The sequence below is a fragment of the Collinsella sp. TF06-26 genome (genome assembly GCF_002232035.1).
Classification (GTDB): Bacteria; Actinomycetota; Coriobacteriia; order Coriobacteriales; family Coriobacteriaceae; genus Collinsella.
The window spans coordinates 87,592-104,607 of sequence record NZ_NKXR01000004.1; the positions used below are offsets into that span (position 1 = coordinate 87,592).

Below are 17,016 nucleotides of genomic sequence, written 5' to 3' on the forward strand. Positions count from 1 at the left end.
TTCTGGCTAAGGACTAAGGAAACTGCCATGAAAAGACTCCCCCGCCTTGCGTTAGCCGCCGCGTTGTTTGCCGGCTCGCTCGCAGGCATCCCAAGCCTCGCTTTCGCGGGGAACCTGCCCGCCGCTATTGACGGCTCCGTGGCCGTCATGCACACCAACGATATCCACGGCAGCTACAAGTACAGCTACAACGCAAGCAAGGGCACCGGCGCTGTGGGCTTTGACGGACTGGCGGTTCTCTATAGCGCCCAAAGCAGCGCCCCCGATCTTTTGCTCGATGCGGGCGATACCTTCCACGGGCAGTCCTTTGCCACCATGAGCGAGGGCAAGAGCATCGCCGAGCTCATGGACACCTTCTATGCAGACGGCTACGACGCGACCACGCCGGGCAACCACGACTGGAGCTACGGCGCGGACAAGCTCCGCACCATGACCGGCTACAGCCCCACCGGCACGCCCTTCGCCATGCTCTGCGCGAACGCGAAGTCTACGAGCGGCGTATGGAGCTCGAGTATCACCAAGACGCTCGATCGCACCTGGGAGGATAGCGAAGATCACTCCACATTCGACTACAAAATCAAGGTCGGCGTCGTGGGTGCCATGGATGAGTCGCTGGAATCCTCGCTGCGCGCGGACCTGGTCGCGGGTACGTCGTTCTCGAGTGCCGCGAACGCCATCAATGCCGAGGCCAAGCGACTGCGCGAGACAGAGGGCTGCAACGTTGTCGTCTGTATCGCGCACACGCTCAACGCCAAGACCTTTGCTGCAAAGCTCGTTGGGGTCGATGCACTGGTCGCGGGCCACGAGCACATCAACTTAGACGAAAACGTGACGGGGGCTGACGGCAAGTCGGTCCGCGTCGTCGAGGCAGGCAGCGCCTTTGCCGAGGTGGGGCTGCTTTCCATTCCGTACAAGTACGACACGAATGGCACCGAGACGACCGACGATGACACGGTGGCGGTATACGCAGGCAAAAGCGACGAGAAGCTCTATACCGCCAAGGACGTAAACGTTCTTTTGACCGACCCCAACAAGGGCTCCACTTATCAGAGCATCCTTGATGAGGTCCACAACAACAAGATCAAGCCGCTCGACGATGCCTTTAGCGCCGCATCGAGCGAGGTGCTCGGCACGAGCTCTACCAATTATTTCTACGGCGAGAACGCATCTGGCACGCACGGCTGGGAGATGGTGCGCACCACCGATTTCCGCCCCAGCAAGGAGGGCGACACCACCAAGGCCCAGACCATCGGACATGTGATCTGCGGCTCCTATCTTGACCTGACGGGCGCGGACCTTGCCATCGAGAACGCGGGCGGCATCCGCGGCGGCATCGCTGCGGGCGATGTGACCGCCGGCAACGTCATCGCTATCTCGCCCTACGGCAACACCGTGGAGACCTGGACCATGACCGGTGCGGACTTCCTCGCAGCGCTCGAGCACTCGCTGCAGATCAGCGACGAGTGCAATCACAGTTATGAGCTTCAGCAAGCCTACGTGGCAGCCGGCCATACCGAGCAGGAAGCGCAAGACAAGTACAAGTGGCGCGATGACTCCGGCAGCGTTCTCTCCTTTGGCGGCATCAACGTGACGATTGATTGGACGCAGCCCGAAGGCAAGCGCATTGTGAGTGCCACACTCGCCAAGGACGGCAGCACGCTCGATCCCACCAAGACCTATACCGTCGCCACCAACAACTACATCATTACCAACACGACCGACTTCCCCACCTTCGCACACGCCACCAAGCGCACCGAGTGGGGCACGTGTGAGGCGGCGCTGAGGGCGCTGATTGGGCAAAACGGCTGGGAGAGCAAGATGGCCGGACTCGCCGGCACCATCAGCTTCGGCTCCGCAGCCGTGGACCCCACGCCCACACCGGCCCCGACGCCTAAGCCCTCGCCTAAGACGGACACGACGACCACGAAGGTCATCACCAAGAAGACGACCGGCAAGCTCGCCGCAACGGGAGACCGCACGCTGGCAGTAGTTGGCACGTGCCTTATCGGCGGCATCATCGTCATCATTCTCGGCATTATCTGGAAGCGTCGACGCTAAGCTACACCGCCGGGCCTTGCAGCCCCGCCGCGTAAACCTTATATCGAGCACAGAAGCCCGTCCGAATTTGATCGGACGGGCTTCTTGATGGGTATCATGGTTGGACGATCATTAGGAGGTTTCTCTACATGGAATTGTTTGAGCCGATTCTTCATTTCTTTGCACAACGATGGGTCCACAACATCATCTGGGCAGGTATCTTGGCCATCGGCACCGCCGTTGCCGCCAAGGTCGCGTCCAAGACCCTGTACCACCTGCTCAACCGCGACGATAACCCACTCCCTTCATCAAGCATCTTCATCAACATCGCGCGCGCCGTCATTTGGATGATCGGCGGCAGCTTTATCCTCGACAACTGCTTTGGCATTAATGCAAACGCCCTCGTCGCCGCTCTTGGCGTCGGCGGCATCGCCATCTCGCTCGGCTTTCAGGACACGCTGTCAAACCTTATCGGTGGCATGCAGGTGACCTTTATGGGCATCATCAAACCCGGCGACAATATCGAGGTCGGCGGCGTGACGGGCGTGGTCCAAGATATCACCTGGCGCCATACGACCATCGAGGACGCCTGCGGGCAGACCATCATCGTCCCCAACTCAAATATCTCCAAGAACACGCTCGTGCACCTCATGCCCTTTGGGCGCGTTGCCGTGCCCGTTGCCGTAAAGGACACGTCCAAGTGGGCCTCGTTGGACGCGCTGGCAGATGAGCTTACCGACGCCACCAAGGCCGCGGTGCTTCCCATCTCTGGCTTTGACAAGGAGCCGTACGTGCTCTTTAGCGAGATCGGCGACTTTGGCGTCAAGGGCAAAATCATCTTTATCGTCAGCGACGACAGCACCACTTTCACGGCAGCCGACGCTTGCATCCGCGCCATCGCCCCCATCATCGCCTAAAACCACCGCAAAGGGGACAGGCACCTTTGTGGTGGTTTCGCATCGTGGTACCATGATTCATATCGTTGTTTAAACGACTAAGGGAGTAGACACCATGGAAGAGGCCTATCGTCAAGCACGCAAGCGCGGCGAGCAGGGACGCCGTCGCGCCATCAGCCAAAGCGAGCACCCGTACCTTACGGACCTCGATAGCCTCGTTGCCCAGCTCCCCTTAGGTCAGCGAGAGAGCGTCGGCCTAAGGGACATTCCGCTCGAAATGGTCGTCGGCACGGTTACCAAGGGCCGTCAGTCTGCCTTTTCGTGCAACTTTATGCCCCTGTTGCCATTTAGCACCGAGTTCGCCCGCAAGTGGTCCAACCTCTATGACATCCAGGTGACCGAGGGCTATCGCGACCCCATCATCGTCACCGAGTTCATGCATCGGTTCTACGTCCAGGAGGGCAACAAGCGCGTCAGCGTCCTCAAATTCCTGGACGCCCCGACGGTTTCGGCCAAGGTCACCCGTCTCTACCCCGGCACATGGGATTCCGTCGAAAGTCGCCTGTACGGCGAGTTCTGCGCGTTTTGGCGCGTCTGCCCCCTATACGAGATCGAGTTCTCGCGCGAGGGAAGCTACGAGACGCTCGCCAAGATGCTCGGCCAGGACCTTGTCGAAAAGTGGCCACAGAAAAAGGTCGATTACCTGCGCCACACCTTCCTACTCTTTAAACGCGCCTACCTGCGCGCCGGCGGCGACCATCTGGACATTACGCCCGCCGACGCCATGCTCGACTACCTCAATGTGTACAACCAAGACCGTCTACTGGATACGCCGACGGACATCGTCGTAAACCGCCTGTGCAAGATTTGGCGCGAGCTGGTCATTGCCGGCAAAAATGACGAGGACAAGGTCGATCTTGTCGAAGCGCCGAGCGTCGATGAGGAAGAGGCGCCCGCCAAGTCCACCTCCGGCGTGCTCAACTTCTTTATGGGCAAGACCGTCTACTCGGCGGCCAACCCCCTGCGCATCGCCTTTATCCATGAGTTCCCCTGTGCGACATCGAGCTGGGACAGCCTGCATGATCAAGGGCGCCAATATCTTGACGAGCACTTTGGCGGCATCGTGCGCACCGAGGCGTTTGAGGACTGCCACGATCCGGACGTGTTCTACGCCGCCGTGGAAACGGCTGTCAAACATGGAGACAACGTCATCTTCTCGACCTCGCATCGCCTGATGGAATACACGCTCAGGGCGGCCGTTGAGTATTCCCAGGTTCGGTTCCTCAACTGCTCCATCGGCCTTCCCCACCAAAGCGTGCGCTCGTATTTTGGAAAGATGTACGAGGCAAAGTTTCTGCTGGGCGCCCTTGCGGCCAGCATGGCGGACAACCATCGCATTGGCTACCACGCGTCGGTCTTTGCGTCGGGCGCGCTTAGCGAGATCAACGCCTTTGCGATTGGCGCCTCGCTGCTCGACCCCCGCGCGCAAATTATCCTGACCTGGGGCGATGTGCCCGCCGGAGGCCTTGCCGAGGCCATGTGCCGCGAAGGCGTGAGCGTCATGACCGGCGCTGACATGTCAAAGTCGCTCGTAGACCCTACGGCCTACGGACTCCACCGCCTGGTCGATGGCAAGGTCGTCGGCATCGCCATGCCGGTCTGGAACTGGGGCCGATACTACGAGCTTATCGTGCGAAGCCTGCTGCATGGCACCTGGGATGAGACCAGTGACGACAGCCAGGTTCGCGCCGTCAACTACTGGTATGGCATGAGCTCAGGCGTCATCGACATTCGCTACGCTCCGGGCCTGCCCTATCAGACGCGCAAACTGGTGCAGCTGCTCCGCAATGGCATCGTCGAGGGCTCCATCAATCCATTTGGCGGCGAGCTTCATAGCCAAGACGGCGTGGTGCAGATCGAGGGCTTTCCCCCACTGCCGAGCGCGCAGATTGTCGAGATGAATTGGCTGGCGGACAACGTGGTAGGCACCATTCCGCAGCTCGACGATGAGCCGGGAGTTACCGCCCTATGAAGATCCTTGCCATAGCAGATACCGAAGAACGATGCCTTTGGGAGTGCTTTCGCAAGGAGCGCTTTGAGGGTGTCGACCTGATTCTGTCTGCCGGCGATCTGGACCCGGACTATCTTGAGTTTTTGGTCACCGTCATCAACAAACCGCTCATCTACGTGCGCGGCAATCACGACGACCGCTACGCACGTCATGCACCGGGCGGATGTATCTGCGTGGAAGACAGCGTGTACACGTACCGAGGGATTCGCATTGCGGGCCTTGGCGGGTCCATGCGTTATCGCGACGGCGCCAACATGTACACCGAACGCGAGATGTCCAAGCGCATGCGCAAGCTGTCGCGTAAGGTTAGGATGGTCGGCGGGTGCGACATTCTGCTTACCCATGCACCCGCCGCCGGCATGGGTGATCTGGACGATCTGCCGCATCGAGGGTTTGAGTGCTTTAACACGGCGCTTGAGTCCTGGGGGGCCGACTACATGGTGCATGGGCATGTACATCGAAGCTACGGTAACAATTTTCAGCGCGAGCGGCAGCATGTGTGTGGAACGACGATCATCAACGCCTGCGGCTATACGCAGTTTGAGCTGGACGAAGCGCGCTACCCCATCCGTGGCTGGCAGGCAGCCTGGCTCAACTCGCAAACCATGCGCCGCGAGCTCAAACGCCACGAGGCCATCGAGTCCTCAACAGCCAGAACACCCTGGTGACCAACACGAAGGTGCCTGTCCCCTTTGAGGTGGTTTTGACGCGATAGCAAGAGACCCGGTCCTGCACGAGGCAGAACCGGGTCTCTTTAGCAATGCTTGCTTTGCTCAGGCAGTAACTGTTAGTTACTCAGCCAGGAAGTCGCGCTGGATAGCGGGATCGACCTTGACGCCAGGGCCCATGGTGGAAGACACGGAGATGGACTTGACGTACTTGCCCTTAGCAGAAGAGGGCTTGACGCGCAGGATCTCGGTGTACAGGGCAGCGTAGTTCTCGACGAGCTGCTGCTCAGAGAAGGACTTCTTGCCCAGGGGCACGTGGCAGATGCCGTAGCGGTCGGCGCGGTACTCAACGCGGCCAGCCTTGAGCTCGGAGACCATCTTGGCGACGTCCATGGTCACGGTGCCGAGCTTGGGGTTCGGCATGAGGCCACGGGGACCGAGGATCTTACCAATGCGGCCAACCTTGGCCATCATGTTCGGCGTAGCGATAGCAGCGTCGAAGTTGATCTCGCCCTTCTGGATCTGGGCGACGAGCTCGTCGGAACCGATGATGTCGGCGCCGGCAGCCTCGGCCTCGCGGGCCTTCTCGCCCTCGGCGAAGACAGCAACACGAACGGTCTTGCCGGTGCCGTGGGGCAGGGAGATGGAACCACGGATGTTCTGGTCAGCCTTACGAGTATCGATGCCCAGACGGAAGTGGGCCTCGACGGTCTCGTCGAACTTGGCGGTGTCGAGCTCCTTAATGAGCTTGGCAGCCTGAAGGGGGGTGTAGAGCGTGGCGCGGTCGATCTTCTCGGCAGCGGCGTTATAGCTCTTACCATGCTTAGCCATGTGCATTACCTCCTGTGGTTAAACGGGCGTGAGCCCTCCCACATCGTATCGTGTGCCCTATTGCACACATATAACGGTCGCCCCGGTCGGAGCACCCGTCATTACCTAAAGAAATCGCTACTCAGCGATGGTGACGCCCATGGAACGGGCGGTACCGGCGATGATCTTCTTGGCGGCGTCAATGTCGTTGGCATTGAGGTCCGGCATCTTGATCTCGGCGATCTTGGTGAGCTGCTCCTGAGAGAGCTGACCAACCTTGTCGGCCTGAGGCTTAGCGGAACCAGACTTGAGGTTCAGCTCCTTCTTGATGAGGTGAGCCGCCGGCGGGGTCTTGGTGATGAAGGAGAAGGACTTGTCCTCGTAGACAGAGATCTCAACGGGGATGATGTCGCCCTTCTTGTCCTGCGTCTCGGCGTTAAAGGCCTGGCAGAACTGCATGATGTTCACGCCAGCAGCGCCCAGGGCGGGGCCGACGGGAGGAGCGGGGTTAGCTGCACCAGCAGGAATCTGGAGCTTAATGACGTTGGCAACCTTCTTCTCAGCCATGGTCATTCCTTTCGAATCACGAGTGTGAAGTACTTGCTATATCGTAAGCACGCACGTGTTAGAAGCACTCCTGAGATGAGCAGTCACAGAAGAAGCACGCTCGCGCGAACGGACGAAAACTTAAGCGATGACAGCGACCTGGTTAAAGTCGAGCTCGACCGGCGTCTCGCGGCCAAAGATCATCAGCGTGACCTTGAGCTTGCCAGCCTCGGTGTTAACCTCGGAGACCTTGCCATCAAAGTCGGTAAGCGGGCCATCGGTGACGCGGACGGACGTGCCGACCTGAATATCAACCGAGGTGCGCTTGGGCGAATCGCCCTTACCGGGACGACGAGTCATCTTGTTGTACTCGTCGCGGGAAAGCGGAGCGGGCTTGCCGTTGCCGCCCAGGAAACCGGTGACGCCAGGCGTGTTACGAACGCACGTCCAAGCATCGTCATCCATCTCCATGCGGACCAGGACATAACCCGGGAAGATCTTGGAATCCTTGGTCTCACGCTTGCCACCCTCTTTAATCTCGGTGACGCGCTCCATAGGAATCTCGATATCAAAGATACGGTCCTGCATGCCCATAGTCTCGATGCGATGCTCGAGATCGGACTTAACGCGGTTCTCGTATCCAGAGTAAGTGTGAACGACGTACCAACGCTTAGACATGGTTTAGCCCCTCAATCCAGAGAACAGAGCAAGAGCCTCGCCAAAGCCAGCATCGAGCAGAGCGATGACGACGCCGACGACGATCAGAGAAGCGCAAACGACGACCGAGTAGTTCACGAGCTCCTTCTTATCGGGCCACGTCACACGCTTCATCTCGGACTTCACCGAAGCGAAATACTTCTTGGTGCGGGCGAAGAAACCAGGCTTCTCGTTCTTCTTAGACTTCGCAGCCTTCTCGCTCTTCTTGGCAACGGCCTTCTTGGCCTCAACCTTGGAGTTGGCGGCAGCGTTGTTGGCAGGCGCCTGCTGCTGTGCCTTCTTCTTGTTCTTCTTGTTGGCCATTTGGGTTACCTCCGCGCAATGCGCTTATACATGAGTAAACCGTAAGCCCCCAAGTGGGAGCTTACGGAATAATGACTGGCACGCCAGGAAGGACTCGAACCCTCAACACTCGGTTTTGGAGACCGATGCTCTACCAATTGAACTACTGGCGTATATGACTAAAGACTAGCGAGTCTCTTTGTGCAGCGTGTGGTGACGGCACCAGGGGCAATACTTCTTGATCTCCATACGATCAGGCATGGTCGACTTGTTCTTGGTGGTCGTATAGTTGCGGCGCTTGCACTCAGTGCACGCAAGAGTAACTAGAGTACGCATGTATCCTGAACCTTTCATTTCCGCCCCGTACGGGCACGAGTTGTTACTTTATCAGCTCCACGTAAGTGCTGTCAATGAAAACCTCGAGTCAATTGGTTCTCGGTGGATCCATTCATATTTGGAACACATCAATGAAGCCATCGAGATCTAATCGACGGTGCATCCAGGACCATTATCGATCCTCTCGACACCAGCAACGGCTCAATATCCATTGCAGAAAAGAACCCGGCACCCAAATAAGTGCCGGGTTCTCTAAGTCAGCTATATCAAAGAGCTAATTTACTCAATGATCGTGGAGACGATGCCCGAACCGACGGTGTGGCCACCCTCGCGGATAGCGAAGCGCAGGCCCTCCTCCATGGCGATCGGGTGGATGAGGTCGCCCTCGATGGTGATGTGGTCACCAGGCATAGCCATCTCGGTGCCCTCGGGGAGCTTGACCGTACCGGTAACGTCGGTGGTACGGAAGTAGAACTGAGGACGATAACCATCGAAGAACGGGGTATGACGGCCGCCCTCCTCCTTGGTCAGAACGTAGATCTCACCGGTGAACTTGGTGTGCGGGGTAACCGAACCGGGCTTGCAGAGAACCTGGCCGCGCTCGATGTCCTCGCGCTTGATGCCGCGGAGCAGCAGACCGACGTTGTCGCCAGCCTCGCAGAAGTCCATGGACTTACGGAACATCTCGATACCGGTAACGACGGTGTTCTGGGTATCCTTGATGCCGACGATCTCGACGGGCTCGTTGAGCTTGAGCTCACCGCGCTCGACACGGCCGGTAGCAACGGTACCACGGCCGGAGATGGTCATAACGTCCTCAACGGCCATCAGGAACGGAAGGTCGTTGTTACGAGCAGGCGTCGGGATGTACTCGTCGACGGCGTTCATGAGCTCGCGGATAGCGTCCATCCACTTGGCGTCACCCTCGAGAGCGCCCAGAGCGGAACCACGGATGACGGGGATGTCGTCGCCGGGGAAATCGTACTCGGAGAGGAGCTCACGGGTCTCCATCTCGACGAGGTCGATAAGCTCGTCATCGTCGACCATGTCGCACTTGTTCAGGAAGACGACGATGTAGGGAACGCCGACCTGACGGGCGAGCAGGATGTGCTCGCGAGTCTGAGCCATGGGGCCGTCGGTAGCAGCGATGACCAGGATAGCGCCGTCCATCTGAGCAGCGCCGGAGATCATGTTCTTGACGTAGTCAGCGTGGCCCGGGCAGTCAACGTGAGCGTAGTGACGGGAAGCGGTCTCGTACTCGACGTGGGAGACGGAGATCGTAATGCCGCGCTCGCGCTCCTCGGGAGCCTTGTCGATGTTCTCGAACGCAGTGAAGTCAGCCTTGCAGCCCTCGGTCTCGGAGAGAACCTTGGTGATGGCAGCGGTCAGCGTGGTCTTGCCGTGATCGACGTGACCAATGGTGCCGATGTTAACATGCGGCTTAGTGCGCTCAAACTTCTCTTTGGCCATAAAGCCCTCCTCTTAACAGGTCGTCCCCGGACGGGACTTTGCCTTTATACCATAGTGGCCTCTCAACATATTATTGAGAAGCCACCGTGTTACCTATGGTAGCGGTGACTGGATTCGAACCAGTGACGCCACGGGTATGAACCGTGTGCTCTAACCAACTGAGCTACACCGCCGGATGGAGCCTGCAACCAGACTTGAACTGGTGACCTCTTCGTTACCAACGAAGTGCTCTACCGACTGAGCTATACAGGCACTTGACGGGTGGGAGCTATAGGATTCGAACCTATGTAGGCAGAGCCAACGGGTTTACAGCCCGTCCCCATTAACCACTCGGGCAAACTCCCAATCGTTCAAGTATCCGCAGGTCCTTTGGTCTTTTGGACCGCCGCCCCCGCGAACGAAAAAGATAATACGATGCAACCTTGGGGGCTGTCAACGAAAACCTCTAGATACACGGTTCCGGGCGTATCTATATAGCCGTGACCTGCGGTTTTATTGAGTTTGATTATGTGGAGTGATGAATTTGGCAATGCCGGCGTCATTTCCCAAGGGAACACTTTGGCGTAATGGAGTATGTCTGCAGTCTCGACCCTCGATAACGGATCCCTTGCGCTTATTACATAGGTCGTGATCGGGCTTCACCGGCACAATCGAGCGTGGATTTTCTCCCGTTTGACATCGAGCGTGGATAATCTCCCACTTTTGGCGTGTTTCTGAGGCCAAAGTGGCAGATTATCCACGCTCATTCTCCAGGCGGGAGATTTTCCACTCTCGTGTGTCCGAAAATCCTCGCTCGATGACGATGACCAACCTCACCCTGGCTTCTGTCTCGATCTGTAACAGTAAGAGGGTTATTCCTCCTCTATCTGTTACAGATCGAGATGTTTCCCTGGCGGCTTGTCTGTTTATCTAAATCTATAACAGCAAGAACGGCTTTCAGCCTCTTCGTGTTACAGATCGAGATGTTATCGGCCGTCCCTTGGCAATGTCTCGATCTGTAACTATAAGGAGGGTCTTCAGCCCACTCGTGTTACGGATCAAGACAAACCTGAAGCTTGGTTGGCGCCAAACACGCTGACTTATCGACATAAATAGAAACGGGCCCTGTCCCTCGGGGGGACAGGGCCCGAAACTCTCATGGAGCCAGTGACAGGAATCGAACCTGCAACCCACTGATTACAAATCAGTTGCGCTACCGTTGCGCCACACTGGCACACTTGGCGCTTTCGCGCGAAGCCAGTTAAGAATAAAGGAATTGCGGACGAGGCGCAACAGACCCTTCGACCGACCATATCTCAAAACTATTCGTCAGAACGAATAGTTTTATCCGTTCGCCAAAACCAAAAACTATTCGTTTTGGCGACGGCAACCCACAGTCCGTTGATTACAAATCAACGGGCCGGCCAATTGGGAAACGGGTCTCTACAGATACTCCCCTACCTCCCGCGGAGGGCCTTGAGCTTGGCCAGGGCATCGGGGCTCAGGCGACTGCCCAGAGTCATCTTGATCTGCGGAGCTTCCTCTGCCTCGTGAACGTCGTTATCGATCTGTTTGATCTCGTCCACCAGCATGCGGCTCGAGATGCGCGTGACGCCCTTGCCCATGACGACGGCCTGGATCGTGCCGTCACTCGATACCACGGAGCACGCGCGGCCTTCCTCGCGTGCCTCGATGCAGAGCTTCTGCACCACGGTATCGGCAGAGACGCCCGTCGGCGAGAACTCGATGCGCACGCCGCGAGCCGGTAGGTTGGGGCGCTCGTTGGAGATGTTGCCCGCGCCGTCGAACACGATCACGGCCTCGTAACGGCCCTGGGCAAACGCCGCGACATCGTTGATAAGCGCAGTACGAGCCATATCGTGGACGTCGCTGGAATATGGATCGTCGGAATGGTCGTAGACGAGCTTTTCGTAGCGCGGCGTGCAGTGGATCACGTTGTAGCCGTCGACCACCAGCAGCTCGGGCTTATTGGAGTGCACCGTCGAGACCGGGTCGGCGATGGCCTGCGCAAACGCATTGCCGCCCACGCCATAGGTCGCGGCCGAAACAATCGGCTTGGCCGAGCCTTCGCCAAAGCGCTTGGCCTTGGACTTGGCGCGGTTCTTCTTGGACATGCGCTACTCCTCCCCCATGAGCTCGCCGGCATTGCGGCGCAGCCACTCAAAGCACAGCGCGGTGGTCGCCTGGGCCACATTGAGACTCTCGGTCATGCCGCGCTGGGGAAGCTTGGTCAAAAAGTCGCATTTCTCGAGCACCAGGCGCGAGATGCCGTCGCCCTCGGAGCCCATGACGAGCGCAACGCGGCCCTCGAAGGGAGCATCCCAGCAACTGCCCTCGGCGTGCTCGGAAGCACCGCCCACCCAAAAGCTGGCGGCCTTGAGGTCGTCAAGCGCTCGGGCGATATTGGGAACCTGCGCGATGGGCAGGTGCATGACGGCACCAGCGGAGGTTTTGTAGCTGCCCACGGTCACACCGGCGGCGCGCTTGTTGGCAATGATGACGCCCGCTGCGCCCACGACCTCGGCAGAGCGCACGATCGCACCAAAATTGCCATCGTCGGTCACATGGTCGAGCACGACGACGAGCGCCGGTCCTTCACCCGCGCGATCGAGGATATCGGCGACATCAGCATAGGGGAAATTGCCCACCTCGAGCGCAATGCCCTGGTGAGCGCCATGGCTCGACAGCGCATCGAGCTGCGTGCGCGGCACATACTTAATGCGGACGTCCGCGGCGTTGAGGTCGTCGACCAGACGCGACAAGGCGGCATCGCGCTCCCCGCCCTCGGCGATGAGCGCGCACTTGACGGGAAAGCCGGTACGCAGTGCCTCGGCGGCAGCACGACGACCTTCGATAAACTCGCCCTTGGGAACCTGAACGTTGTCACGGTTGCGATCTCGCTGCGAACGCGCAGCCTGGGCTTGGGAGCGCTCGCGCTGGCCCTTGGGAGTGGCAGCGCGGTCGTTGCGGCGAATCGGACGCGAGCCAGAAGCAGCCTGCTTGCCTCCACGCGGTGCACGTTTGCGATTGTCGGCCATAAAACGGCCTCCTTAAATAGATAACGAACAAGAATCGACCGTCCGAGCCACGGCACCTTGCCTTTCAATCGTTGGGCATGACCACCAGGTCTATGCCCTCCTCTTTCAAGGCAATCTGCCGCACCTCGAACGGTCGACAAATACTAGAGACTCTTAATACGAGTACCCGCGGCCGTATCTTCAATCGTCAGCCCGAGGTCCTTGAGCTGGTCGCGGATGGCGTCGGCCAGATCCCAGTTCTTGGCGGCACGGGCCTCGGCACGGGCCTCGAGAATCTTGGCAGCGGCCTCGTCCACGTCGTCACCCGTGTAGGCGACCAGGCCGGCGGCAACGCCCAGCAGGCCCAGCGGCAACTCGACCTTGGGCTCGGGGAGCTCGACGCCAAACGTATCGAGCAGCTCGACCAGCGTATCGGCAGCAGCAAGCGCAGCGGCCTTGTCGGCAGCATCGCCCGCCTGCTCCAGGTACTGGTTGCACTCGGTCACAAAGCCAAAGACAGCACCCATGGCACCGGCAGTGTTAAAGTCGTCGTCCATGCACTCCTTAAAGGCGGCACGGGTCTCGGCGGCCTTGGCGGCAAACGCCTCAGATGCTGCCTCATCGGCATCGGCCGCCGCATGGTTCGCGGCCCAGCGCAGGTTCTCGACCGTACCGGCGATACGCGTAAGCGAGTTCTCGGCACCCTCCAGGCGCTCCCAAGAAAAGTCGAGCGGCGAGCGATAGCTCGTCTGCAGCATCAGCAGGCGCAGGGCCGCAGCAGAGTGCTGTTCGAGCACCTCGGCCAGCGTAAAGAAGTTTCCGAGCGACTTGGACATCTTCTCGCCGTCTACCAGCAGCATGCCCGTGTGCATCCAGGTGTTGGAGAAACCCTGGTGCCAGGCGCAGGTGGCCTGGGCACACTCGTTCTCGTGATGCGGGAAGGCAAGGTCGGAGCCGCCGCCGTGGATGTCGATCGGGGTGCCCAGGTAGCGATGCACCATGGCGGCGCACTCGGTGTGCCAACCGGGACGGCCTTCGCCCCAGGGGCTCGGCCAGCTGGGCTCGCCGGGCTTGGCGGCCTTCCACAGGGCAAAGTCGAGCGGGTCGTTCTTGTCCTCGTTCTCCTCGATGCGCGCGCCAACCATCAGATCGTCGATGTTGCGGCCCGAAACCTGACCATAGTTGGGATCGCTGCGCACGGCAAAGTACACGTCGCCGTTATCGGCGGCGTAGGCATGGCCCTGCTCGATAAGCGTCTTGATCATAGCGATCATGGGGCCGATCTCCTTGGTGGCGCGGGGGCGCACATCGGGATCGAGCACGTTGGCGGCACGCATGACGCCGATGAACTTGTCGGAGAACTCCGTCGCGACCTCGGCGGCCGTGCGGCCCTGCTCGTTGGCGCGCTTGATGATCTTGTCATCGACATCGGTGAGGTTCTGGGCGAACGTGACCTCGTAGCCGCTCGCGATGAGCCAGCGACGAATCACGTCAAAGCTGATGAACGTGCGGGCATTGCCGATGTGGATGTTGTCGTAGACCGTGGGGCCACACACGTACATGCGGACCTTGCCGGACTCGATGGGCTGGAACTCTTCCTTTTTATGGGTAGCGCTGTTGTAGATACGCATTCGTTACTCCTTAACGGTTTTCTGTAGCAGGCAGACGGCCCAGGCGCCAATTCCCTCGCCTTGGCCTTCCCAACCGAGCTTTTCGGTCGTGGTGGCGGCGACGCCCACGTTTTCCACGTCGACGCCCAGGGCATGGGCAAGGTTGGCGCGCATGGCATCGCGGTGCGGAGTGACCTTGGGTTGCTGACAGGCAATGGTGCAATCGGCATCGACAAACTCAAAGCCCAGCTCGCGTGCATAGTCCATCACGCGGGCAAGTAGCACCATCGAGTCGGCACCCTCGTAGGCGGGATCGGTGTCGGGGAACAGCTTGCCGATGTCTCCCCCGCGGCAGGCGCCCAGAATGGCGTCGGCCAAAGCGTGCGCGAGCACATCGGCATCCGAGTGGCCCAGCAGGCCGCGCTCGTAGGGAATGTCGACCCCGCCGATGATACATCGACGCCCCTCCACCAGACGGTGAACGTCGTAGCCATGGCCAATGCGCAGGTTACTGAACATGGGGAAGGTCCTCTCCCTCGGCCATGCGACCGAGCAGAATCGCGGTTACGGGACGCAGGTCCTCGGGCACCGTCACCTTAAGGTTATCGCGCGGGCTCTGGACGCAGCGGACGCGCCCACCCATGCGCTCGACCAGTGACGAATCGTCCGTGCCGATAAAGCCCTCAGCAATCGCCGTGGCATGGGCACGCTTCATAGCATCGACGCTAAAGATCTGCGGCGTCTGCGCGGCCCAATAGAGCTCACGCGGCGGCGTCTCGACGATATTATCGCCATCGACGATCTTGAGCGTGTCGATCGCGGGCTGGCCGCACACGACGCCGTCGAGCGAGCGGTCACCCACAAGCACGTCGACCGCATGATCGATGGCCTCGGTCGTGATGAGCGGACGGGCGCCGTCGTGGATGGCGACATATTCGAAACCCGCCGGTACCGCATGCACGCCGGCACGGGTGGAGTCCTGGCGGGTGTCGCCGGCATCGGCAAAACTGATGGGCGTGTCATAGTCAAACGGGTCGATGGCCAGGCGGCGCATCTCGGCACGGCGCTCGGCAGGGCACACCACCACGATGTGGCCGACCTTGTTGCTACGATCGAACGCGCGGATGGACCAGCTCATGAGCGGACGGCCCGCCACGTTAACGAGCTGCTTGCCGCCGGGATTTCCAAAGCGCTGGCCGCTGCCGCCGGCAACGACCACGGCGCATACGGGCGCCATTATGCATTCCCCTGTTTGGTGCCCTTCATGCGGTACAGGGAGTCCGCAAGAATGGCAGGGTTGTTGACGCCAAAGTCGCCCAGGCGCTCCGGATCTTCGCTGATGTCGTCCATGAGCTCCTGCAGCGATCCATACTCGTCGACGATCTTCTCGGCCACGCCGTCGCGCACGACGGACACGCGCGAAAGCGTGCGCAGGCCCAGCGGTGTCATGACGGAGTCCTCGTCCAGGTCGTCGTAACCCAGAACCGCCGCCACATGCTGCGGGTCGGACAAGTCCTTGGGCGTCATACGGCTCAGGTTGGCGCGGATCTTTTCGGCATTGGCCTCGGAGGAATCGCTCGCATAGTCGCGAATCATCAGGTCGTACTCGGTATCCATGCTGGAGCCGGCGAGCTGCTCGAGCTGCATCTGCACGAGCTTGCCCTGGTTGCCCAGCTTGACAATGCAATCCTTAAGTTCGGTCTTTGCCTGCTGCATGATCTCGAAGCTCGAGAAAATCCCGGTAATGTCGGCGAGCGTAACGTAGTCGTCGAGCTCGAGGGCTGTCAGACGCAGCAGGGAGCGGTCGAGCGACTGACGGGTGGTCTGGAGCGTGGCGACGAGCTGGTTGACCGAGCTCATGATGGTGGTGACAGGCTGGATCTCGTAGCTCTTACCGTGGACGTACACGTTGACGACGGCACGACGAGCCGAAACCGAGATCACGATGGCGTCGGTGAGCACCGACATGCGAGCGGCAGTACGGTGACGCATGCCCGTTTCACTCGTGGCGAGCGAGGGATCGGGATTGAGGTGGAAGTTGGCGCGCAGGATCTGGGTGAGGTCGCCATCGATGACGATGGCACCGTCCATCTTGGAAAGCTCGAACAGGCGGTTCGAGGTAAACGAAATGTTGAGCGGGAAGCCGTCGTTACCGGCAGCGAGTACGTTTTCGGTGTCGCCGACGCAGATAAGGGCACCCAGGTGACCAGCAATGATCATGTCGAGGGCGGTGCGGATCGGCTGGCCGGGGGCAGTCAGGCGAATAGCCTGTTCCATACGCTTTTGCAGCTCGTTCTTATCCAAGGCATCGCTCCCATCGTATACGCTCCATAAACGCTAAATAGTTTCTCACGGTTTGTCCCCGCAGCGCTTGCGAAATCCGATGCTTACAGAATGAGCGAACACCGCTGGGGTAGTCAAAAGAGCCCCAACCCAAATGAGCTGCTTATGTGGTAGCATCGGGGTTCACATGAATGAGGGAGTAGTCGCGTGACCGGGTTCGCCTCCGGTGGCGCGGTAAGTCAACACACTGGCCGATGCGGCCTGGCTTGCCTT

The 17,016-nt window shown here is 59.6% G+C and carries 16 protein-coding genes and 5 tRNA genes; 4 read left to right on the plus strand and 17 right to left on the minus strand.

The annotated features are described in order from the left end of the window. Positions 1–27 precede the first annotated feature (27 nt). The 4 genes from CHY22_RS03855 to CHY22_RS03870 all read left to right on the plus strand — a co-directional run bounded on the left by CHY22_RS03855 (position 28) and on the right by CHY22_RS03870 (position 5,672). Entirely contained in the window at positions 28–2,058 is a 2,031-nt protein-coding gene (locus tag CHY22_RS03855; RefSeq protein ID WP_089572514.1) for a 5'-nucleotidase C-terminal domain-containing protein, read from the plus strand. A 128-nt stretch (positions 2,059–2,186) separates the two neighbouring features. Further along, positions 2,187–2,954, plus strand: coding sequence for a mechanosensitive ion channel domain-containing protein (locus CHY22_RS03860; protein WP_089572515.1), 768 nt, complete (start codon positions 2,187–2,189; stop codon positions 2,952–2,954). A gap of 94 nt (positions 2,955–3,048) precedes the next feature. Then, positions 3,049–4,965, plus strand: a complete 1,917-nt coding sequence (locus CHY22_RS03865; RefSeq protein ID WP_089572516.1) for a BMP family ABC transporter substrate-binding protein — start codon at positions 3,049–3,051, stop codon at positions 4,963–4,965. Continuing rightward, positions 4,962–5,672, plus strand: a complete 711-nt coding sequence (locus CHY22_RS03870; protein WP_089572517.1) for a metallophosphoesterase — start codon at positions 4,962–4,964, stop codon at positions 5,670–5,672. The genes CHY22_RS03865 and CHY22_RS03870 overlap by 4 nt, the downstream gene beginning before the upstream one ends. 123 nt (positions 5,673–5,795) lie before the next feature. Here CHY22_RS03870 and rplA read toward each other — a convergent pair whose 3' ends face one another. From rplA to disA, 17 genes are all read right to left on the minus strand, one after another. Further along, positions 5,796–6,503: a 50S ribosomal protein L1 gene (rplA, locus tag CHY22_RS03875; RefSeq protein WP_089572518.1), complete on the minus strand. Its 708-nt coding sequence runs from the start codon at positions 6,501–6,503 to the stop codon at positions 5,796–5,798. Between the two features lie 117 nt (positions 6,504–6,620). Continuing rightward, positions 6,621–7,049 (minus strand): 50S ribosomal protein L11, encoded by a 429-nt coding sequence (gene rplK, locus CHY22_RS03880; protein ID WP_022093893.1) that lies wholly within the window; start codon positions 7,047–7,049, stop codon positions 6,621–6,623. A gap of 120 nt (positions 7,050–7,169) precedes the next feature. Continuing rightward, the gene (nusG, locus tag CHY22_RS03885) at positions 7,170–7,706 is read right to left on the minus strand and encodes a transcription termination/antitermination protein NusG (protein WP_006234984.1); all 537 of its coding nucleotides are present in this window, start codon (positions 7,704–7,706) and stop codon (positions 7,170–7,172) included. A 3-nt stretch (positions 7,707–7,709) separates the two neighbouring features. After that, positions 7,710–8,048, minus strand: a complete 339-nt coding sequence (gene secE, locus CHY22_RS03890; RefSeq protein WP_089572519.1) for a preprotein translocase subunit SecE — start codon at positions 8,046–8,048, stop codon at positions 7,710–7,712. A gap of 76 nt (positions 8,049–8,124) precedes the next feature. Continuing rightward, positions 8,125–8,200: transfer RNA gene (locus tag CHY22_RS03895), tRNA-Trp, on the minus strand. Between the two features lie 13 nt (positions 8,201–8,213). Beyond that, positions 8,214–8,363, minus strand: coding sequence for a 50S ribosomal protein L33 (rpmG, locus tag CHY22_RS03900; RefSeq protein WP_022093895.1), 150 nt, complete (start codon positions 8,361–8,363; stop codon positions 8,214–8,216). 279 nt (positions 8,364–8,642) lie between these two features. Next, entirely contained in the window at positions 8,643–9,833 is a 1,191-nt protein-coding gene (gene tuf / locus CHY22_RS03905) for an elongation factor Tu (protein ID WP_089572520.1), read from the minus strand. Positions 9,834–9,929: 96 nt separating this feature from the next. After that, positions 9,930–10,006, minus strand: a tRNA-Met gene (locus CHY22_RS03910). Positions 10,007–10,009: 3 nt separating this feature from the next. Beyond that, positions 10,010–10,085 (minus strand) — tRNA-Thr (locus CHY22_RS03915). A 10-nt stretch (positions 10,086–10,095) separates the two neighbouring features. Then, positions 10,096–10,177 (minus strand) — tRNA-Tyr (locus CHY22_RS03920). A 794-nt stretch (positions 10,178–10,971) separates the two neighbouring features. Next, positions 10,972–11,046 (minus strand) — tRNA-Thr (locus CHY22_RS03925). Positions 11,047–11,269: 223 nt separating this feature from the next. Next, positions 11,270–11,947: an NYN domain-containing protein gene (locus CHY22_RS03930; RefSeq protein WP_055309418.1), complete on the minus strand. Its 678-nt coding sequence runs from the start codon at positions 11,945–11,947 to the stop codon at positions 11,270–11,272. 3 nt (positions 11,948–11,950) lie between these two features. Then, a complete protein-coding gene (gene rlmB / locus CHY22_RS03935; RefSeq protein ID WP_089572521.1) occupies positions 11,951–12,871 on the minus strand; it encodes a 23S rRNA (guanosine(2251)-2'-O)-methyltransferase RlmB in 921 nt (306 codons plus the stop codon). A gap of 143 nt (positions 12,872–13,014) precedes the next feature. Further along, on the minus strand, positions 13,015–14,481 hold the full coding sequence (cysS, locus tag CHY22_RS03940) for a cysteine--tRNA ligase (RefSeq protein ID WP_089572522.1): 1,467 nt from the start codon (positions 14,479–14,481) through the stop codon (positions 13,015–13,017). Between the two features lie 3 nt (positions 14,482–14,484). Further along, positions 14,485–14,979: a 2-C-methyl-D-erythritol 2,4-cyclodiphosphate synthase gene (ispF, locus tag CHY22_RS03945; RefSeq protein ID WP_089572523.1), complete on the minus strand. Its 495-nt coding sequence runs from the start codon at positions 14,977–14,979 to the stop codon at positions 14,485–14,487. After that, complete coding sequence (ispD, locus tag CHY22_RS03950) at positions 14,969–15,697, minus strand: 2-C-methyl-D-erythritol 4-phosphate cytidylyltransferase (RefSeq protein ID WP_089572524.1); 729 nt, start codon at positions 15,695–15,697, stop codon at positions 14,969–14,971. The genes ispF and ispD overlap by 11 nt, the downstream gene beginning before the upstream one ends. Then, positions 15,697–16,764 carry a DNA integrity scanning diadenylate cyclase DisA gene (gene disA / locus CHY22_RS03955; RefSeq protein ID WP_089572525.1) on the minus strand — a complete coding sequence of 356 codons (1,068 nt, stop codon included), beginning with the start codon at positions 16,762–16,764 and terminating at the stop codon, positions 15,697–15,699. The genes ispD and disA overlap by 1 nt, the downstream gene beginning before the upstream one ends. Positions 16,765–17,016: the final 252 nt, after the last annotated feature.

Bases quoted from the DNA above. Each gene is read 5' to 3' on its own strand.
- rpmG (WP_022093895.1), bottom strand. From the start codon at position 8,363: ATGCGTACTCTAGTTACTCTTGCGTGCACTGAGTGCAAGCGCCGCAAC.
- rplA (WP_089572518.1), bottom strand. From the start codon at position 6,503: ATGGCTAAGCATGGTAAGAGCTATAACGCCGCTGCCGAGAAGATCGAC.
- CHY22_RS03870 (WP_089572517.1), top strand. From the start codon at position 4,962: ATGAAGATCCTTGCCATAGCAGATACCGAAGAACGATGCCTTTGGGAG.
- CHY22_RS03930 (WP_055309418.1), bottom strand. From the start codon at position 11,947: ATGTCCAAGAAGAACCGCGCCAAGTCCAAGGCCAAGCGCTTTGGCGAA.
- rlmB (WP_089572521.1), bottom strand. From the start codon at position 12,871: ATGGCCGACAATCGCAAACGTGCACCGCGTGGAGGCAAGCAGGCTGCT.
- nusG (WP_006234984.1), bottom strand. From the start codon at position 7,706: ATGTCTAAGCGTTGGTACGTCGTTCACACTTACTCTGGATACGAGAAC.
- ispD (WP_089572524.1), bottom strand. From the start codon at position 15,697: ATGGCGCCCGTATGCGCCGTGGTCGTTGCCGGCGGCAGCGGCCAGCGC.
- CHY22_RS03865 (WP_089572516.1), top strand. From the start codon at position 3,049: ATGGAAGAGGCCTATCGTCAAGCACGCAAGCGCGGCGAGCAGGGACGC.
- tuf (WP_089572520.1), bottom strand. From the start codon at position 9,833: ATGGCCAAAGAGAAGTTTGAGCGCACTAAGCCGCATGTTAACATCGGC.
- ispF (WP_089572523.1), bottom strand. From the start codon at position 14,979: ATGTTCAGTAACCTGCGCATTGGCCATGGCTACGACGTTCACCGTCTG.
- rplK (WP_022093893.1), bottom strand. From the start codon at position 7,049: ATGGCTGAGAAGAAGGTTGCCAACGTCATTAAGCTCCAGATTCCTGCT.
- secE (WP_089572519.1), bottom strand. From the start codon at position 8,048: ATGGCCAACAAGAAGAACAAGAAGAAGGCACAGCAGCAGGCGCCTGCC.
- CHY22_RS03860 (WP_089572515.1), top strand. From the start codon at position 2,187: ATGGAATTGTTTGAGCCGATTCTTCATTTCTTTGCACAACGATGGGTC.
- cysS (WP_089572522.1), bottom strand. From the start codon at position 14,481: ATGCGTATCTACAACAGCGCTACCCATAAAAAGGAAGAGTTCCAGCCC.
- CHY22_RS03855 (WP_089572514.1), top strand. From the start codon at position 28: ATGAAAAGACTCCCCCGCCTTGCGTTAGCCGCCGCGTTGTTTGCCGGC.